Raw genomic sequence first — 16,150 nt, 5'->3', positions numbered from 1 at the left:
CTGGCAGCCGCGCGGCCCGTGCCGTCTGCGACGATCGTGTCCGTGGACTACCCGAACGACCAGGCTCCCGGCGCTCCCGTCCGCTCCGGCATCCCGGAGCACGGCCGCATTCCCAAGTACTACGCGGTGAAGGCGCACATCGCCCGGCTCGTGGACGAGCTGGGCGAAGGGGGGCTCCTGCCCACCGAGCGTGACCTCTCGGAGAAGTACGAGGTCGCCCGGGAGACGGTGCGGCAGGCGTTGCGCGAGCTGCTGCTCGAAGGGAAGCTGCGGCGGCAGGGGCGCGGCACGGTCGTCGCCGGTCCCAAGCTGGAGCAGCCGCTGTCGCTGGCGAGCTACACCGAGGGTGTCCGCAGGCAGGGGCGCGTTCCCGGCCGTTCGCTGATCTCCCTCGACCGGTTCCCGTGTCCGGAAACACTCGCCGCCGAGGCGGGTCTGAAGCGCGGTGAACCGGTGTGGCACATGGAGCGGGTGCTGCTCGCGGACGACGAACGGGTCGGCCTGGAGAGCACGTACGTGGCGGTCGGCCGGGTCCCCGGACTCGACGGCGACTTCGACCCCGACTCCTCGTTCTACGCGTACCTCCACGACCGGCTGGGCATCGTGTTCGGCGACGCCGACGAGCGGATCGAGACCGTGCTGGCCACTCCGCGGGAGGCGCTGCTGATCGGCACGCCGCCCGCCCTGCCGATGCTGCTGATCCACCGGATCTCCCGGGACGCCGACGGGCAGCCGCTGGAGCGGGTGCGGACGCTGTACCGGGGCGACCGGTTCTCGTTCACCGCGCATCTCGGCGACTGATTCCGGCCAGACCGAGGCGGGCTCCGGCTCGCCTCTTTTTATAACGACAAGATAACGGGTCTAGCCCAAACGTGATGGGCAGTTCACCATCTGGTTGCTGTGCGGACCCTTCCGATTCCCCCGTACCGAGGAGCGTGGCCGTTGTGAGAGTGATAGTCGTCGGAGCCGGCGTGGTGGGCACCCTGCACGCCTGGCATGCACTGGAGCGCGGCCACCAGGTCGTACAGATCGAGCGTGAGGCGGAGGCCCGCGGGGCCTCGCTGCGCAATTTCGGCCAGATATGGGTCAGTGGCCGAGCCGGAGGAGAGGAGCTCGACACCGCCCTGCGGTCGCGGGAGCTGTGGGAGGAGATCGGTGCCCGGGTCCCGGGTCTCGGCTTCCGGGGCTGCGGATCCCTGACCCCGCTGCGCAACCCGCGCGAGACCGCCGTCGCCGAGGCCGCCCTGGCCCGCGACGACGCGGCGGCCCGCGGCTACAAGCTGCTCACCGCCGGTGAGGCGCGCGCCGTGAACCCCGCGCTGCGCGGAACCTTCGAGGCCGCCCTGTACTGCGAGCGCGACGCGGCCGTCGAGCCGCGTACCGCACAGGTCGCCCTGCGCGCCGAGCTGCTGAAGTCCCCGGACTACACCTTCCTGCCGGGCCGCGAGGTCCGCGAGGTGATCGGCGAGAACGCCGTCCGCGACGACCACGGCGACGTCCACACCGGTGACGTCGTGGTGCTGTGCACCGGAGCGTGGCTCGGCGGTCTCGTCCGCGAGCTGGCCGGACCGGACCTGCCCGTGCGGCGCGTCCGGCTGCAGATGATGCAGACCGACCCGCTGGGCGAGCCGCTCACCACCTCCGTCGCCGACGCGGACAGCTTCCGCTACTACCCGGCGTACCGGAGCGAGGCGCTCGACGCCCTCGACGCCGGCCAGCCGCAGACGCCGACCGCGGCCGAACACCGGATGCAGCTGCTGATGGTGCAGCGCGCGGACGGCGGCCTGACCATCGGCGACACCCACGAGTACGAGCACCCCTTCGCCTTCGACACCCTCGAAGACCCCTACGACCACCTCACCGAGGTCGTCGAGTCCTTCCTCGGCCGCCCGCTGCCGAAGATCCGGCGCCGCTGGGCCGGGGTGTACGCGCAGTGCACCGACACCAGCCGGGTCGTGCACCGCCAGCGCGTCCGGGACGGGGTGTGGCTGGTCACCGGGCCGGGCGGGCGCGGCATGACCTGTTCCCCCGCGATAGCGGAGACGACCGCCGACGAGCTGGGCTGGTGAATAGCGAGATGAACGAGATGAACGAGATGAACGAGCCGAACGCGATCAACGCGACGAACGAACCGAACGACATACGACTGGTGGTGCTCGACATGGCCGGCACCACCGTCGCCGACGGCGGCCTCGTGGAGCAGGCCTTCGCCGTGGCCGCCGGGGAGCTGGGCGTGGAGCCCGGATCCGCCGACCACACCGAGAAGCTCGACTACGTCCGCGCCACGATGGGCGAGTCCAAGATCTCCGTCTTCCGGCACCTGTTCGGCGAGGAGTCGCTCGCCCGGCGCGCCAACACCGCTTTCGAGAAGGCGTACGGGGAACTCGTCGACGGCGGCCTGATCGCGCCGGTCGCCGGAGCCCGCGAGACGATCGAGGAACTCCAGGCCGGCGGCCGGACCGTCGTCCTGAGCACCGGGTTCGCCCGCGTCACCCAGGACGCCATCCTCGCCGCGCTCGGCTGGCAGGACCTGGTGCCGCTCACCCTGTGTCCGGCGGACGCGGGAGGCCGCGGACGTCCCTACCCCGACATGGTGCTGGAGGCGTTCCTGCGGACCAAGGCCGCCGACGGCGTCCGGCAGACCGCAGTGCTGGGCGACACCTCCTACGACATGGTCAGCGGCGTCCGCGCCGGGGCCGGACTCGTCGCCGGGGTGCTCACCGGGGCCCACGACGAGCAGGCGCTGCGTGCCGCGGGCGCCGGGCACGTCCTCGGCTCGGTCGCCGAACTGCCCATGCTGCTGTCCGAGTTCGGCTCCTTTGGCGGAGCCCGGCGATGAGCAGCGGGATCCGCTTCGACCGGGTGTCCGTCGCCTACGGCGGCACCACGGTCCTCGACTCCCTCGACCTGAGGGTCGAGCCCGGCGAGGTGATGGCCCTGCTCGGGCCGTCCGGCTCGGGCAAGACGACCGCGCTGCGGGCCGTCGCCGGCTTCGTCCGGCCCGCCGCCGGGCGGGTGTTCATCGGCGACCGCGACGTCACCGCACTGCCGCCGCACCGGCGCGGCATCGGCATGGTCGTCCAGCAGTACGCGCTCTTCCCGCACATGCGGGTCGAGGACAACGTCGCGTTCGGGCTCAAGGCACGGAAGGCACCCAAGGGCGAGATCCGCGAGCGGGTCGCCGAGGCGCTGGAGATGACCGGGATGGCGGCGTACGCGCGGCGCCATCCGCGCGAGCTGTCCGGCGGGCAGCAGCAGCGCGTCGCCATCGCGCGGGCGCTCGCCATCCGGCCCGGCGTCCTCCTGCTCGACGAGCCGCTGTCCGCCCTCGACGCCCAGCTGCGCTCCGGAATGCTCGCCGAACTCGCCAGGCTGCACCGCGAGTTGCCCGACGTGTCGATCCTCTACGTCACCCACGACCAGGTCGAGGCGCTGACCCTGGCCGACCGGATCGCCGTCATGGACAAGGCCCGGCTGCAGGACGTCGGCACCCCGCAGGAGCTGTACCGGGCACCGCGCACCGAGTTCACGGCGTCCTTCGTCGGCAACGCGAACCTGCTGCCGGTGACGGTGGCAGCGGACGGGGTCGTCTTCGCCGGGGCCGAGCTGAAGGTGCCGACCGGGGACGCCGCCCAGGGCGCGACCGCCACCCTGTGCGTCCGCCCGCACCTTGTCGGACTCGGGGCGGGGCCCAACGCCCTCACCGGGCAGGTCGCCGAGGTGCAGTGGCGGGGCGCCACCCATCGGCTGTACGTGGAGGTGGGGGGCCACCGGATCAAGGCGGACCTGCGCGAACTGCGGCAGCCGCCCGCCCTCGGCGACGAGGTCACCGTGCACTTCGCGCCCGAGGACGCGGTGCTGCTCTCCGCCGGGGTGACCGGCGGCCGGACGGCTCCGGTCACCGTGCGGGAGACCGCCGACGTGGCCGAAGGGGTGACCCTCGATGGCTAGCGCGGTGGTCGCCGTACCCGCGAAGGCGGGCACCGGATCCAGGAAGGCGATCCCCTCCTGGGTCTGGGCCCTGCCCCCGGTCGCCGTGCTCGGGCTCGTGTTCCTCTACCCGCTGGCCCTCGTCGTCCAGCAGTCGTTCCGGCCGGACACCGGGGGCACCTCGGCGCGGGCCTACGGGGACGTGTTCGCCTCGGCCGCGTTCCGGGACGCGCTCGGCACCACCGTATGGCTCGCGCTCGGATCCACGGTCGGCTGCCTGGTCCTCGGGTTCGCCCTCGCCCTGGTCATCGCCTTCGTCCCGTTCCCCGGCGGGAAGGCGGTCGCCAGGTTCATCGACGTCTTCCTCTCCTTCCCGTCCTTCCTGATCACGCTCGCGCTGCTGTTCGTCTACGGCACCGTCGGCATGGCCAACGGACTGTGGACCGGCGCGACCGGAGCGGCCGAGGGACCCTTCCAGTTCCTCACCACGCCCTGGGGAGTGCTCCTCGCGGAGATCACGTACTTCACCCCGTTCGTGATGCGCCCGCTGCTCGCCGCCTTCTCGGGCATCGACACCGGCCAGCTGGAAGTGGCGTCCTCGCTCGGCGCGCGGCCGGCGCGGATCGTGCGGCAGGTCATCCTGCCCGAGGCGCTGCCCGCCCTCGCCGCCGGCGGCAGCCTCGTCCTCGTGCTCTGCCTGAACGAGTTCGGCATCGTCCTGTTCACCGGGGCCAAGGGGGTCACCACCCTGCCGATGCTCGTGTACAGCAAGGCGATCCTGGAGTCGGACTATCCGGGCGCGTGTGTCGTCGCCGTCGTCAACGTCTCGATCTCCGTGGGGCTCTACGGCCTCTACCGGGTGGTGAGCCGCCGTGCTGGTGCATAGCCGCAAGGGGAAGTGGGCCACCTGGGCCGTCTTCTTCGTCCTCTTCCTGCCCCTGTTCGCCCTGCCGCTGCTCGTCGTCCTCGCCGCGTCGTTCGCCACGAACTGGTCGAGCGCGTTCCCGTCCGGCTTCACCACCGGGCACTACACCGCCGCCACCCGCGGCGAATCCCTCCAGGCACTCACCACCAGCCTGGTCACCGCCCTCACCGCGAGCGTGCTCGCGCTGGTGGTGGGCACCTGGGCGGCGCTGGCCGGGCACGCCCTGAAGAAGCGCGGAAAGCGGCTGCTGGACGCGCTGTTCATGCTGCCGGTCGCCGTGCCGTCCGTCGTCGTCGGGCTCGCGGTCCTGGTCGCCTTCTCCAAGCCGCCGGTGCTGCTCAACGGCACCCGGTGGATCGTCATCCTCGCGCACGCCGTCCTGGTCACGGCGTTCGCCCACCAGTCGGTGTCGGCCGCCGTCGTGCGTCTCGACCCGGCGTACGAACAGGCCGCGGCCTCCCTCGGCGCCCGGCCCTCCTACGTGCTGTGGCGGGTGCGGCTGCCGCTGCTGCTGCCCTCGCTCACCGCCGCCGCGGGCCTCTGCTTCGCCCTGTCCATGGGCGAGTTGAGCGCCACGATGATGCTCTACCCACCGGACTGGACCCCGCTTCCCGTCCAGATCTACGCGGCCACCGACCGCGGCGCCCTGTTCACCGGCTCCGCGCTCGCCGTGGTCCTCATGACGGCGACGGTGCTCGTGCTCCTCGCCGTCTCCCGGATCCGCACCAAGGCCTCCTACCGCTGACCCGCTGATCCGTCCCACCGGCCCGAACCCCCGAACACACCGATCACGCAAGGAGTTCACCTCGCCATGCCCAGAAACGCCCGCACGCTCCGCCTCGCCCCGATCGCCGCCGTGACCGGCAGCCTCGTCCTCGCCGGCTCCCTCACCGCGTGCGGCGGCGACTCGGCCGCCGCCGACGCCAAGGTCGTCACCGTGTACAGCGCGGACGGCCTCAAGGGCGAGAACGGCGACGGCTGGTACGACCAGGTCTTCAAGGACTTCGAGAAGCAGACCGGCATCAAGGTCAAGTACGTCGAGGGAGGTTCGGGCGAGATGGTCCAGCGGGCCGTCCGTGAGAAGACCAACCCGCAGGCCGACGTCCTCGTCACCCTCCCGCCCTTCATCCAGCAGGCCGACGGCAAGGGCCTGCTCCAGAAGTACGCGCCCGAGGGCTCCGACCAGGTCGACGGCGCCGACAAGGCCGCCGACGCCACCTGGACCTCCGTCGTCAACAACTACTTCGGCTTCGTCTACAACAAGAAGGAGCTGAAGCAGGCGCCGACCACCTGGGACGAACTGCTCGGCGGCACCTACAAGAACAAGCTCCAGTACTCCACCCCCGGTGTCGCCGGCGACGGAACCGCCGTACTGATCAAGGCGATGCACGACTTCGGCGGCAAGGAAGCGGCGCTCGCCTACCTCAAGAAGCTCCAGACCAACAACGTCGGGCCGTCCGCCTCCACCGGCAAGCTCGCCCCCAAGGTCGACAAGGGCGAACTGCTGGCCGCCAACGGCGACGTCCAGATGAACTACGCGCAGTCCAAGGACATGCCGAACCTCGGGATCTGGTTCCCGCAGGCCACGGACAAGGCCGCCGACGCCGCCGGCCAGCCGACCACCTTCGCGCTCCCGTACGCCGCCGGCCTCGTCACCAAGGCCCCGCACTCCGCGAACGGCAGGAAGCTCCTTGACTTCATGCTGTCCGCCAAGGCCCAGCAGCAGGTCAGCGAGATCGGTGGCGGCTTCTCCGCGCGCGCCGACGTGAAGGCCACCGACGCCAACGCCATCGCGCTGACCAAGCTCATGGACGGCGTCGAGGTCTTCGAGCCCGACTGGGCGGACATCGACAAGAACCTCACCACGTACGTCGAGGACTGGAAGTCCGCCACCGGCAGCTGAACCACCGGCAGTGCGGTCACCGGCGGCTGCGTCACCGCGGCCGAAGGGCCGCAGGCCCCGACCCGCTCCACCGCGCGACGCCCCTGGAACCGAACAACCCGGGGGCGTCGCCGTGCCCGGCACGCACCACCCCCGCTGTTCCATCCGTGCTCCACACCCTCGTCCCCCTTCCGGAGGATCACGTGTCGTCACGCATGTCCCGTCGCTCCCTGCTGGCCTCCGCGGCCGGTCTCGCCCTCACCGCGGGCCCGCTCGCGTCCGTCGCCCGCGCCGCCGCGAAGACCCCCAAGGTCCTCGTCATCGGCCTCGACGGCACCCTGCTGAGCCGCGTCAGGGACGCCGACGCCCCCAGCCTCGACGCCCTGATGGCCGCGGGTCTCACCGCGCCCAGCAGCATCTACGCCAACCCGTTCGCGCCCACCCTGTCCGGGCCCGGCTGGTCCACCCTCATCACCGGCGTCTGGCCCGACAAGCACAACGTGAAGGACAACAACTTCACCGGCCAGAAGTTCGCCCAGTACCCGGACTTCCTCACCCGGATCGAGACCGCGAAGCCGTCCCTGTCCACGTACGCCGTCTCCTCCTGGGCGCCCCTGACGGACACCGTCTTCTCCGCCGAGGTGGACACCCGCGTGTCCACCCCGAGCGCCGAGTACGACACCGGCACCACCTCGCGCGCCGTCGCCCAGCTGCGCAGCGCCAACCCCGACGCGGTGTTCGTCCAGCTCGACAACGTCGACCACGCGGGCCACAGCTACGGCGCCGCCAGCCAGCAGTACCTGGACGCCATCCACGGCGTCGACACCCAGGTCGGACAGATGGTCGCCGCGGTCAAGGCGCGCTCCACCTACGCGTCCGAGGACTGGCTGATCATGATCACCGCCGACCACGGGCACACCGACGCGGGCGGCCACGGCGGCTCCAGCTGGCCTGAACGGCAGACCTTCATGATCGCGACCGGCCCGACCCTGGCCGCCGGTTCGGTGCGTTACGACGTCAGGATGCCGGACATCGCCGCCTCCGCCCTCGCCCACCTCGGCGTCGCCATCGACCCCGCCTGGGGCCTCGACGGACGGCCCGTGCAGCAGCCCGCGCCCGACGACTTCGACGCGCTGCGCCCGCAGCTCGCCACCCGCGTCGACGAGACCGGCATCGGCGCCACGGTCGTCGGCTTCACGCACACCCCGCCCAGCGGCTGGTCCGTCGACAACACCGCGATGGGTACGGGCGGCGTCACCGAGTGGCGCGGCTGGACCTTCACCACCGACGAGTTCTGGACCAAGGCGCAGGCCGACCAGAACCGCGAGAGCAACGTCCGCGCCCGCAACGTGTTCGCGGTCGCCGACGGCGACGAGTGGCAGGACAGGACCTTCTCCGGCACCTTCGACTCCACCCTGGTCAGCCCCGCGTACACGGTCACCGGGGGCGCCGCCGCCACCCTCACCTACACCACCTACTACCGCCACGAGTCCCCGCAGAAGGGCGAGGTGCTCGTCTCCTACGACGGCGCGGCGCCGGTCGGCGTGAAGACGTACACCGCCGACACCTCCTCCCGGGTGGAGAAGGTGACCCTCCAGGTGCCGGCCGGGGCACGGACAGCCCGGGTCCGGTTCCGCTACACCGGCGGGAACAACTGGTACTGGGTGATCGACGGCGTCTCGCTCAAGGCCGGCTGAGCACACCGCATGATCCCGGCGAGGCCGGGATCACAGAGTCCTGACTAGGCTGGGGGCGTCGGCACAGCGTCGTTCCGGCGCCCCCGGATCGAGTGCGTACGTACGCCACAGGACGGCAGGAGACCCAGCACATGTCAGAGCGCAAGCCCATCGAGTCGTGGCTCACCGACATGGACGGTGTCCTCATCCACGAGGGCGTGCCGATCCCCGGCGCCGACTCCTTCGTCAAGAAGCTGCGGGAGTCCGGCAAGCCCTTCCTGGTCCTGACGAACAACTCCATCTACACCGCCCGCGACCTGCACGCGAGGCTGCGGCGCATGGGCCTGGACGTGCCGGTCGAGAACATCTGGACCTCCGCCCTCGCCACCGCCAAGTTCCTGGACGACCAGCGCCCCGGCGGCACCGCGTACGTCATCGGCGAGGCCGGCCTGACCACCGCGCTGCACGACATCGGATACGTCCTCACCGACCACGAGCCGGACTACGTCGTCCTCGGTGAGACCCGTACCTACTCCTTCGAGGCCATGACCAAGGCGGTCCGGCTGATCAAGGGCGGCGCCCGCTTCATCGCCACCAACCCGGACGAGACGGGCCCCTCCACCGAGGGCCCGCTGCCCGCCACCGGCGCGGTCGCCGCGCTGATCACCAAGGCCACCGGCAAGCAGCCCTACTTCGCCGGCAAGCCGAACCCGCTGATGATGCGGACCGGGCTGAACGCCATCGGCGCGCACTCCGAGACCAGCGCGATGATCGGCGACCGCATGGACACCGACGTCCTCGCCGGGCTGGAGGCGGGGATGCAGACCTTCCTCGTGCTGACCGGCCTGACCACGCCCGACGAGATCGAGCAGTACCCGTACCGCCCGTCGATGGTCCTCGACTCGATCGCCGACCTCGTCGAGCGCGTCTGACCGGCAGGGCGTCCGGGGCGGGCCCCAAACCCGAAACGCCCCGGACCGACCCGTTCGGAGCAACGGCGGACCGCTGAAGATGCGGGCCACCGTCGCGCGGGGGACTCTCCAGATGTCTGGAGGTTTCACGATGCGCTCAGTGCGACTCACTCTCTGTGCCGGCGCGGTGGTCGCGGCCGCGTTCACCCCCGTCGCCCACGCGGCCGACGCGGGACCGGCCGGTGTCTCCGTGACACCCGCCGGCCCCGCCTTCGGCGGCGACGTCCAGCTGCGGGCGATGGGCTGCGCCGGCCGGACCGGCACCGCCGTGTCGGACGCGTTCGTCTCGGACGCGCGGCTCACCGGGCCCGGCGGCGGCGGGCTGGTCGGCGAGACCCGCGTCCGCACCTCCCTGCACCCCGGCAGCTACCCCGTCGAGGTCGACTGCGACGGGCACTCCGACCGGGTCAGAGGCACGGTCACCGTCGCCGACCCGGCCGCCTCACCCGCCGTGACCGCGCCCGCCTCGCCCGTCGCACCCGTGCACGCGGGCGGCGGCGCCACCGCCCACTTCGGCTCGGTGGACGCCCGGGAGGCCGGCCCCGGCACCAGGCAGGCCGTGACGGGCCTGGTCCTCGCGGGCGTCGCCGCGGTCGCCGTCGCGGTCCGCAGCGCACGCCGGGGCCAGGACGGCCGCGACTGACATGGCCGAACGCGAACGCTCCTCCGGCACCGGCCGGCTGCTCACCGGGATCGCCTGGCTGGTACTGCTGCTCGGCCTGTGGCTGTGGGGGAGCAGGGTGACGGACCTCCGGCTGGGGACATCGGCGCCCACCACCGGGGACATCGCGGCCGTGGGACGGCCGCCCGAGGTCCGGCTGCCCCACGCGCTCAAGCCCCTCGGCAAGGCCCGCCCGCAGCGCGTCGACATCCCCGCGATGGGCGTGCAGGCCCCCGTCGTCGCCCGCGGACTCGACCGGGCGGGCGCCATCGACCCGCCTCCGTACGACCAGCCCGGCGTCGTCGCCTGGTACGCGGCCGGCGTGGAGCCGGGCGCCGTCGGCACCGCGCTGATGGTCGGGCACGTCGACACCGACACCCGGCCCGCCGTCTTCTACAAGCTCAGCTCGGTGAAGCCGGGCGACACCGTCCGGGTGGTCCGCGACGACGGGACGGTCGCCGAGTTCACCGTGGACGACGTCCAGGTGCTCCCGCGCGACCACTTCGACGCCCGGCAGGCCTACGGGGCACGGGAGTCGGGGCGGGCCGAGCTGCGGCTGGTCACCTGCGGCGGGACCTTCGACAGGGCGACCGGGAGCTACACGGCGAACGTGGTCGTGTCGGCGTACCTCACCGGCCGCGGCGTGTGAACCGACCGCCCCGACCGCCGAACCGCCTACCCGACCCGCCCGGACCGCCGACGCCACCGGCACGCACCTGCCGGTGACCGGAGCCGTCACCGCAGCCCGGTCGGCGACCCGCTCCCCCCGAGAAGCCGCCGACCGGGCTGGTCCTCGACCGCGCGCGCACGGATTGCGGGAGTAACCCGGCGTCGACGCGGGAGGTCTGGGTCCCCGACCGCCGGACACGGCGGGCGGTCGGGACAACCGGCCGGGGACTGGGGCCGTTTGGGGCCACCTTAGAGGGAACGGGCGATATGGCCTAGAGGGTGTCCCACGCCAACTCGCCCTGGCCCGGGGCCCGGTGGCACCCGCTGCCTCGCGCGAGGTCGTCGTCGTGTCGGGGCTGTAACAGCTCCCGGACAAGCACCGGAGACCCCGCGGAGTAGAGGGTGGGTATGTCACGATTAACCCTTAGGACGGTGCACCCAAGGGGGAGTCGGATGTACGGCAAACAGGGTGCCGGGGCACGGGCGTCCATGGCGGTGCTGGGGGCGGCACTGCTGCTCGCGGGGTGCTCCTCCGGGGGCGGCGGCGGCAAGGACGGGGAATCCGGGGCGCCGGTCACGCAACAGCCGAAGAACGCGGACCCGTTCTGGGTGAACCCGGACGGGAACGCGGCGGAACAGGTCGCCGCCTACACCCGGGCGGACCGCGACGACGACGCCGAGCAGATCCGCAAGATAGCGGGACAGCCGACCGGCGAGTGGATCGGCCCGGAGAACCCGGAGCAGGAGGCACGGGGTTTCACCGAGGCGGCGGAGAAGGCGGACCGGGCCGCGGTCATCGTCCTCTACAACATCCCGCACCGCGACTGCGGCCAGTTCTCGCAGGGAGGCGCCGCCGACGGCAACGCCTACCGGACGTGGATCGACGGCGTGGCCCGGGGTATCGGGGACCGCCCCGCCACGGTGATCCTGGAGCCGGACGCCATTCTGCACCTCGTCAACCAGTGCACCCCGCAGGAGTTCCGTGAGGAGCGCTACGACCTGCTCAAGGGCGCCGTCACGCAGCTCACATCCCTGAGGAACACGAAGGTGTACCTCGACGCGGGCAACGCCGGCTGGGGTCACCCCGACCAGATCTTCGAGCCGCTGCGCGCCGCCGGGGTCGACCGGGCCGACGGCTTCGCGGTCAACGTCTCCAACTTCTACTCGACCGAGGACTCCGTCGCCTACGGCAAGCGGCTCGCGGCGAAGGTGGGGAACAAGCACTTCGTCATCGACACCAGCCGCAACGGCAACGGCCCCTACACGGGCGGCGAACCCGACGAGAACTGGTGCAACCCGCCGGGCCGCGCGCTCGGCGAGAACCCGACGACGAAGACCGCGGACCCGCTCGTCGACGCCTACCTGTGGATCAAGCGTCCGGGCGAGTCGGACGGCACCTGCAAGGGCGGCCCGAAGGCCGGCGAGTGGTGGGCCGACTACGCCCTCCGGCTCGCGAAGGCGTCGAAGTAGCCGCACCGGCCCGCACACGAGAGGGCGCCCTCCGCTCACCGGCGGAGGACGCCCTCTCTCGCAACCACCCCGCCGTCAGGGCACCTTGACCCACTGGGCCTTGCTGGGAGTGCCCTGGTCGTCGGTCACGAACAGCATGTACCAGCCGGACTCCACGAGGTTCCGGCTCTTCGGCACGGTCACCGAGATCCCCGTCGCCGTCTTCGTGACGTCCAGCGCGATGGACCGCTGGTCGACATCGGTGACATGGGTGGACGCGCTCGGCCGGATCAGCCGCGCCGTCCTGATGGACGAGCCGTGCGCCGAGGTGAACGTCGCCGAGGCACCCCGGGCGATCGTCTTCGGCCCCCCGGACAGCGAGGGCCGCGAGTCCCGGTACAGGTACGGCGGCGTGTAGATCTCGATGCGCTGCTCGAACGTGGCCGGCTTCGTGTTGGCCTTGTCCGCGTAGAGCGAGTTGGAGCCGAAGAACATCACGCGGCCGTCGGGCAGCAGGATCGAGCCCGAGTGGTAGTTCCGGCCCACCAGCGGATCGGCGACCCGGTCGAAGCTGTTGGACTTCGCGTCGTAGATCCGCGCCTGCAGGATGTCGGAGTCGCCGCGCCCCCGGTAGTCCTCGGAGCCGCCGGACACCAGGACGGTGTCGTCGGGCAGGATCGAGGACTGCGGATAGCGGGTGCCCTTCTCCAGCTCGGGCCCGTCCACGAACGCCGGGTCCGGGTCCTTGAGGTCGATCAGCCGGGTCTTCCTGCTGGACAGCCTGGACTCGCCGACCCCGCCGCCCCCGATCACCAGGTACTTCTCGTTCTGCGCGGGCGGCAGCAGCACCGTGCCGGACGTCTCCATCATGTTCGGGTCGCTCAGGCCCCGGAGCTTGGTGAACGTGTTGCCCGCCAGGTCCCAGACGCCGGGGTCGCGGCCCACGTCGTCGGGGCCGTAGCCGGCGTTCGAGCCCGAGTAGAAGAGCTTGCCGTTCTGCATCAGGGAGATCGCCGGATAGGTCGGGAACTGCCGGATGCCCTTGGTGTACGTCCACTTCCTGGTCTTCGGGTCGAAGACCTCGTTCTTGCCGGGGACGAGCTGGCCGATCTCGTCCAGGCCGGAGAGGCTGAGGACCTTGCCGTCGCTGAGGGTGGTCAGCGTCGGGTACCAGCGGGCCTCGTTCATCGGGTCGACCTTGATGTACCGCTCGGCGACCGGGTCGAACTCGTAGGCGTCGCGGATCCCCTGGAAGTCCTTCTTGTCCAGGGCGAGCTTCTGGGCGATCCCGTACGTGTTGCGGGCGTCGGAACCGCTCAGACCCCGGATCCGGTAGTTGTCCTGGGTGCCGGTCTCGTACTTCTGGCCGCTCTTCTGCGCCTCGACGTAGATACGGCCGAGCCCGGGGTCGTTGCGCAGGAACGCGCCGGTCTTCCTGTCGAAGACCTTCTTGGCGCGCGGGACGAGCACCGGGTCCTTGGAGACGAACGTCCTGCCGTTCTCCTTGCCGGTGAAGGTGCTGCCCGCGGGCAGGGTGATCGGCCTGTCCGGGTTCTCGTTGTGGACGACCATCAGACCGCCCGCCTTGGTCACGTCGCCCTTCAGCGTCTCGTAGCGCTTGGTGCCGCCCGCGATCAGCAGATTGCCGTTGGCGAGCTGGGTGTGCCCCGTGCAGAAGAGGTCGGCGGGGGTCGGGATCTCCTTGATCGTGCCCTTGACCGGGTCCCAGATCCTCGTGTCGAACTTCTTCGCGTCGAAGTTCTGCTGGTTGTTCCCGGAGCCGGCGATCAGCAGGATCTTGCCCGTGTGGAGCAGGGCGGCGTGGATCGTGTTGAGCCGGTACCGCTTCGGGAATTCCACGATGTCCCAGTGGCCGTTGTCGGCTTTGTACTCCCGCTTGTTGATCGTGTACTGGTGATACCTGTCCGTCCCGAAGCGGTACAGCCACGGCCCGTTCATCCCGGCCAGCGCGAGCACCACCACCCCGGTTATCCCGAGGCGGCGGGCACGGCGGCGACGGGCACCGTCATTCATTTCTTACGTCCCCCAAGGGCGATCTGCACGGTCTGGTCGCCGCCCCCGCCCGCCGCGGCCCAGCTGGGTTTGTTCTGCGGCGCGTGCGGGGCGTGCTGCTCCTGCTGCGGGGCCGGGGCCTGCTGCGGGACGGATACGTTCTCGGGCACCGCCGGTGGCCTGCGCCGCTCCTGCCGCAGGCTCCAGCGCCAGGCGAGGATCGGCGACGCGGTGATCAGCAGGGCGAAGGCGCCCCAGGTGATCATCGCCGGGTGGGAGTGGCCGAGGACGAAGCCGGCGGTGATCGAGCCGGCGAAGACCAGGATGAAGAACAGATGGATCCGGAAGGTTCCGAACAGCGTGTCGGGGCTGGCCGAATCGCCCTTGGGCGTCACCACGAACGAGCTCTTGCGGCGCAGCATGGTGTCCATCAGCGACCGTGCGTAGATCGGCGCGGACAGCGCCGACATCACCATGCCCGCCACACCGCCGGAGCCCTCCGGCTCGTGCGGCGAGACGTTGTGACGGCGGTTCCAGATGTACAGGCCGATCTGGAGCGCCGAGGCGTTGCCGTACAGCATCAGCCAGACCGTCGGGTCGATGTTCACGCCCGAGGCGCCGAGCCCGAGGAACAGGGCGCAACTCAGTGCCGCGAGGATCCAGTTGAGTGCCGACATCGGGTAGAAGATGATCATCATGGTGTAGTTGAAGAGCTTGCCCGGAGGCATCGTGGCGAAGCCCTTCCAGTACTGCTTGAGGATCGTCTCGTAGGTGCCCCGCGACCAGCGCAGCTGCTGGGTGAAGAAGTCGGTCCAGGCGCCCGGGCCCTCGCCGACGGCCAGCACGTCCGGGGTGTACACGGACCTCCAACGGCGGCCCGTCGCCGGGTTCTTGGCCCGGTGCATCTCGAACCCGGTCGCCATGTCCTCGGTGATCGAGTCGTAGAGTCCGCCGATCTGCTTCAGCGCCCTGATGCGTACGGCGTTGGAGGTGCCGACGAACATCGGGGAGCCGTAGAAGTTGCCTGCCCGCTGGATGAGGGCGTGGAAGAGGAACTGCTGGGACTCGGCGGCCTTGGTGATGGGGTTGTCGTAATTGCCGTACACCTGGGGGCCGATGACGAAGCCGACGTTCGGGTCGCGGAAGAAACCGAGCATCCGCTCCAGGTAGTTGGGGAGCGGAACGTGGTCGGTGTCGACCGAGGCGAAGTAGTCGTACGCGTCGCCGTGCGCCTCCAGCCAGGCGTTGTAGTTGCCGTGCTTCGTCTTCGCGCGGTGCGGGCCCCTGGGCTGGTTCCACTTCTCGACGCCCTTGCGGGAGAAGTGGTGCACGCCCAGGCGCGCGCAGACCTCCTTCACCTCCGGGTCGTCGCCCTCGTCGAGGAGCCAGATGTGCAGAAGGCCCCGGTGGCGCAGCCTGACGGCGGCCTCCAGGGTCTTCGTCACCATGGCGAGCGGCTCCTTGCCCGGCACGAACGAGGTGAGGAAGGCGACTCTGGTGCCGGTCTCGGGCACCACCGGGACCGGGTCGCGGGCGACCAGCGTGGCGTGCGCGTTCGACAGCACGTTCATGCAGCGGAAGAACTCGATCAGACCGATCGAGACCAGCATCACGATGTCGAGGACCGGCAGGAAGTCGTAGGCGGGATAGTCGCGTTCGGTCCAGTGCTCGGGCTGGAGCAGCCAGCCGAGCAGCACCAGCGACAGCAGCGGGGCGGCTCCCAGCATGAGCGCGGCCCTTATGCGGTGCGGTTCCTGCGAGAGCAGGGAGCGGTACTGCACCGTGTACGGCTTGTCCGGGTCGGGCTGTGTGAGCGGGCCCGCGAGCCGGCTGTAGTGCTCGTAGTCGTATCTCGGCAGTGTGCTCTTGATCCTGCGGATGCTGCCGGTGCGGTGCGGCGGCATACGCAGCCGGGTCGTCTCGGACGGGTCGAAATCCTTTCGGGCACCCGTCGGCGTCGACGTCATGAGTCAT

14 protein-coding genes are annotated in these 16,150 nt (G+C 70.9%); 12 read left to right on the top strand and 2 right to left on the bottom strand.

Annotated elements, in window-relative coordinates; translation table 11 throughout:
• The first annotated feature begins 42 nt into the window (after positions 1 to 42).
• The 12 genes from ABZT74_RS10045 (at position 43) to ABZT74_RS09990 (ending at position 12,184) form a co-directional block, all read left to right on the top strand.
• Positions 43 to 801 carry a GntR family transcriptional regulator gene (locus ABZT74_RS10045; protein WP_355862967.1) on the top strand — a complete coding sequence of 253 codons (759 nt, stop codon included), beginning with the start codon at positions 43 to 45 and terminating at the stop codon, positions 799 to 801.
• A gap of 143 nt (positions 802 to 944) precedes the next feature.
• Positions 945 to 2,069 (top strand): TIGR03364 family FAD-dependent oxidoreductase, encoded by a 1,125-nt coding sequence (locus tag ABZT74_RS10040; protein WP_355862969.1) that lies wholly within the window; start codon positions 945 to 947, stop codon positions 2,067 to 2,069.
• 17 nt (positions 2,070 to 2,086) lie between these two features.
• Positions 2,087 to 2,839 carry an HAD family hydrolase gene (locus ABZT74_RS10035; protein ID WP_356434080.1) on the top strand — a complete coding sequence of 251 codons (753 nt, stop codon included), beginning with the start codon at positions 2,087 to 2,089 and terminating at the stop codon, positions 2,837 to 2,839.
• Complete coding sequence (locus tag ABZT74_RS10030) at positions 2,836 to 3,951, top strand: ABC transporter ATP-binding protein (protein ID WP_356433982.1); 1,116 nt, start codon at positions 2,836 to 2,838, stop codon at positions 3,949 to 3,951. Before ABZT74_RS10035 ends, ABZT74_RS10030 begins: the two co-directional genes overlap by 4 nt.
• A complete protein-coding gene (locus tag ABZT74_RS10025) occupies positions 3,944 to 4,816 on the top strand; it encodes a 2-aminoethylphosphonate ABC transporter permease subunit (protein WP_356433980.1) in 873 nt (290 codons plus the stop codon). Before ABZT74_RS10030 ends, ABZT74_RS10025 begins: the two co-directional genes overlap by 8 nt.
• Positions 4,803 to 5,600 (top strand): ABC transporter permease subunit, encoded by a 798-nt coding sequence (locus ABZT74_RS10020; protein WP_355862975.1) that lies wholly within the window; start codon positions 4,803 to 4,805, stop codon positions 5,598 to 5,600. Before ABZT74_RS10025 ends, ABZT74_RS10020 begins: the two co-directional genes overlap by 14 nt.
• 66 nt (positions 5,601 to 5,666) lie before the next feature.
• The gene (locus tag ABZT74_RS10015; RefSeq protein ID WP_356433978.1) at positions 5,667 to 6,758 is read left to right on the top strand and encodes a 2-aminoethylphosphonate ABC transporter substrate-binding protein; all 1,092 of its coding nucleotides are present in this window, start codon (positions 5,667 to 5,669) and stop codon (positions 6,756 to 6,758) included.
• A 194-nt stretch (positions 6,759 to 6,952) separates the two neighbouring features.
• Positions 6,953 to 8,434: an alkaline phosphatase family protein gene (locus ABZT74_RS10010; RefSeq protein ID WP_356434079.1), complete on the top strand. Its 1,482-nt coding sequence runs from the start codon at positions 6,953 to 6,955 to the stop codon at positions 8,432 to 8,434.
• Positions 8,435 to 8,565: 131 nt separating this feature from the next.
• A complete protein-coding gene (locus tag ABZT74_RS10005) occupies positions 8,566 to 9,345 on the top strand; it encodes an HAD-IIA family hydrolase (RefSeq protein WP_355862979.1) in 780 nt (259 codons plus the stop codon).
• A gap of 130 nt (positions 9,346 to 9,475) precedes the next feature.
• A complete protein-coding gene (locus ABZT74_RS10000) occupies positions 9,476 to 10,027 on the top strand; it encodes a hypothetical protein (protein WP_356176771.1) in 552 nt (183 codons plus the stop codon).
• Position 10,028: 1 nt separating this feature from the next.
• On the top strand, positions 10,029 to 10,694 hold the full coding sequence (locus ABZT74_RS09995; RefSeq protein ID WP_355862983.1) for a class F sortase: 666 nt from the start codon (positions 10,029 to 10,031) through the stop codon (positions 10,692 to 10,694).
• A 473-nt stretch (positions 10,695 to 11,167) separates the two neighbouring features.
• Positions 11,168 to 12,184 (top strand): glycoside hydrolase family 6 protein, encoded by a 1,017-nt coding sequence (locus tag ABZT74_RS09990; RefSeq protein ID WP_356433976.1) that lies wholly within the window; start codon positions 11,168 to 11,170, stop codon positions 12,182 to 12,184.
• A 75-nt stretch (positions 12,185 to 12,259) separates the two neighbouring features.
• On the opposite strand, the gene ABZT74_RS09985 is transcribed toward ABZT74_RS09990, so the two are convergent.
• Positions 12,260 to 14,197 carry a kelch motif-containing protein gene (locus tag ABZT74_RS09985; RefSeq protein WP_356433974.1) on the bottom strand — a complete coding sequence of 646 codons (1,938 nt, stop codon included), beginning with the start codon at positions 14,195 to 14,197 and terminating at the stop codon, positions 12,260 to 12,262.
• Positions 14,194 to 16,143, bottom strand: a complete 1,950-nt coding sequence (locus ABZT74_RS09980) for a glycosyltransferase family 2 protein (protein WP_356433972.1) — start codon at positions 16,141 to 16,143, stop codon at positions 14,194 to 14,196. Before ABZT74_RS09980 ends, ABZT74_RS09985 begins: the two co-directional genes overlap by 4 nt.
• Positions 16,144 to 16,150 lie beyond the last annotated feature (7 nt).

Origin of the sequence: Streptomyces sp. NPDC005302 (genome assembly GCF_040607345.1) — a bacterium.
Taxonomy (GTDB): domain Bacteria; phylum Actinomycetota; class Actinomycetes; order Streptomycetales; family Streptomycetaceae; genus Streptomyces.
This window is presented reverse-complemented; position numbering and strand designations above follow the sequence as displayed.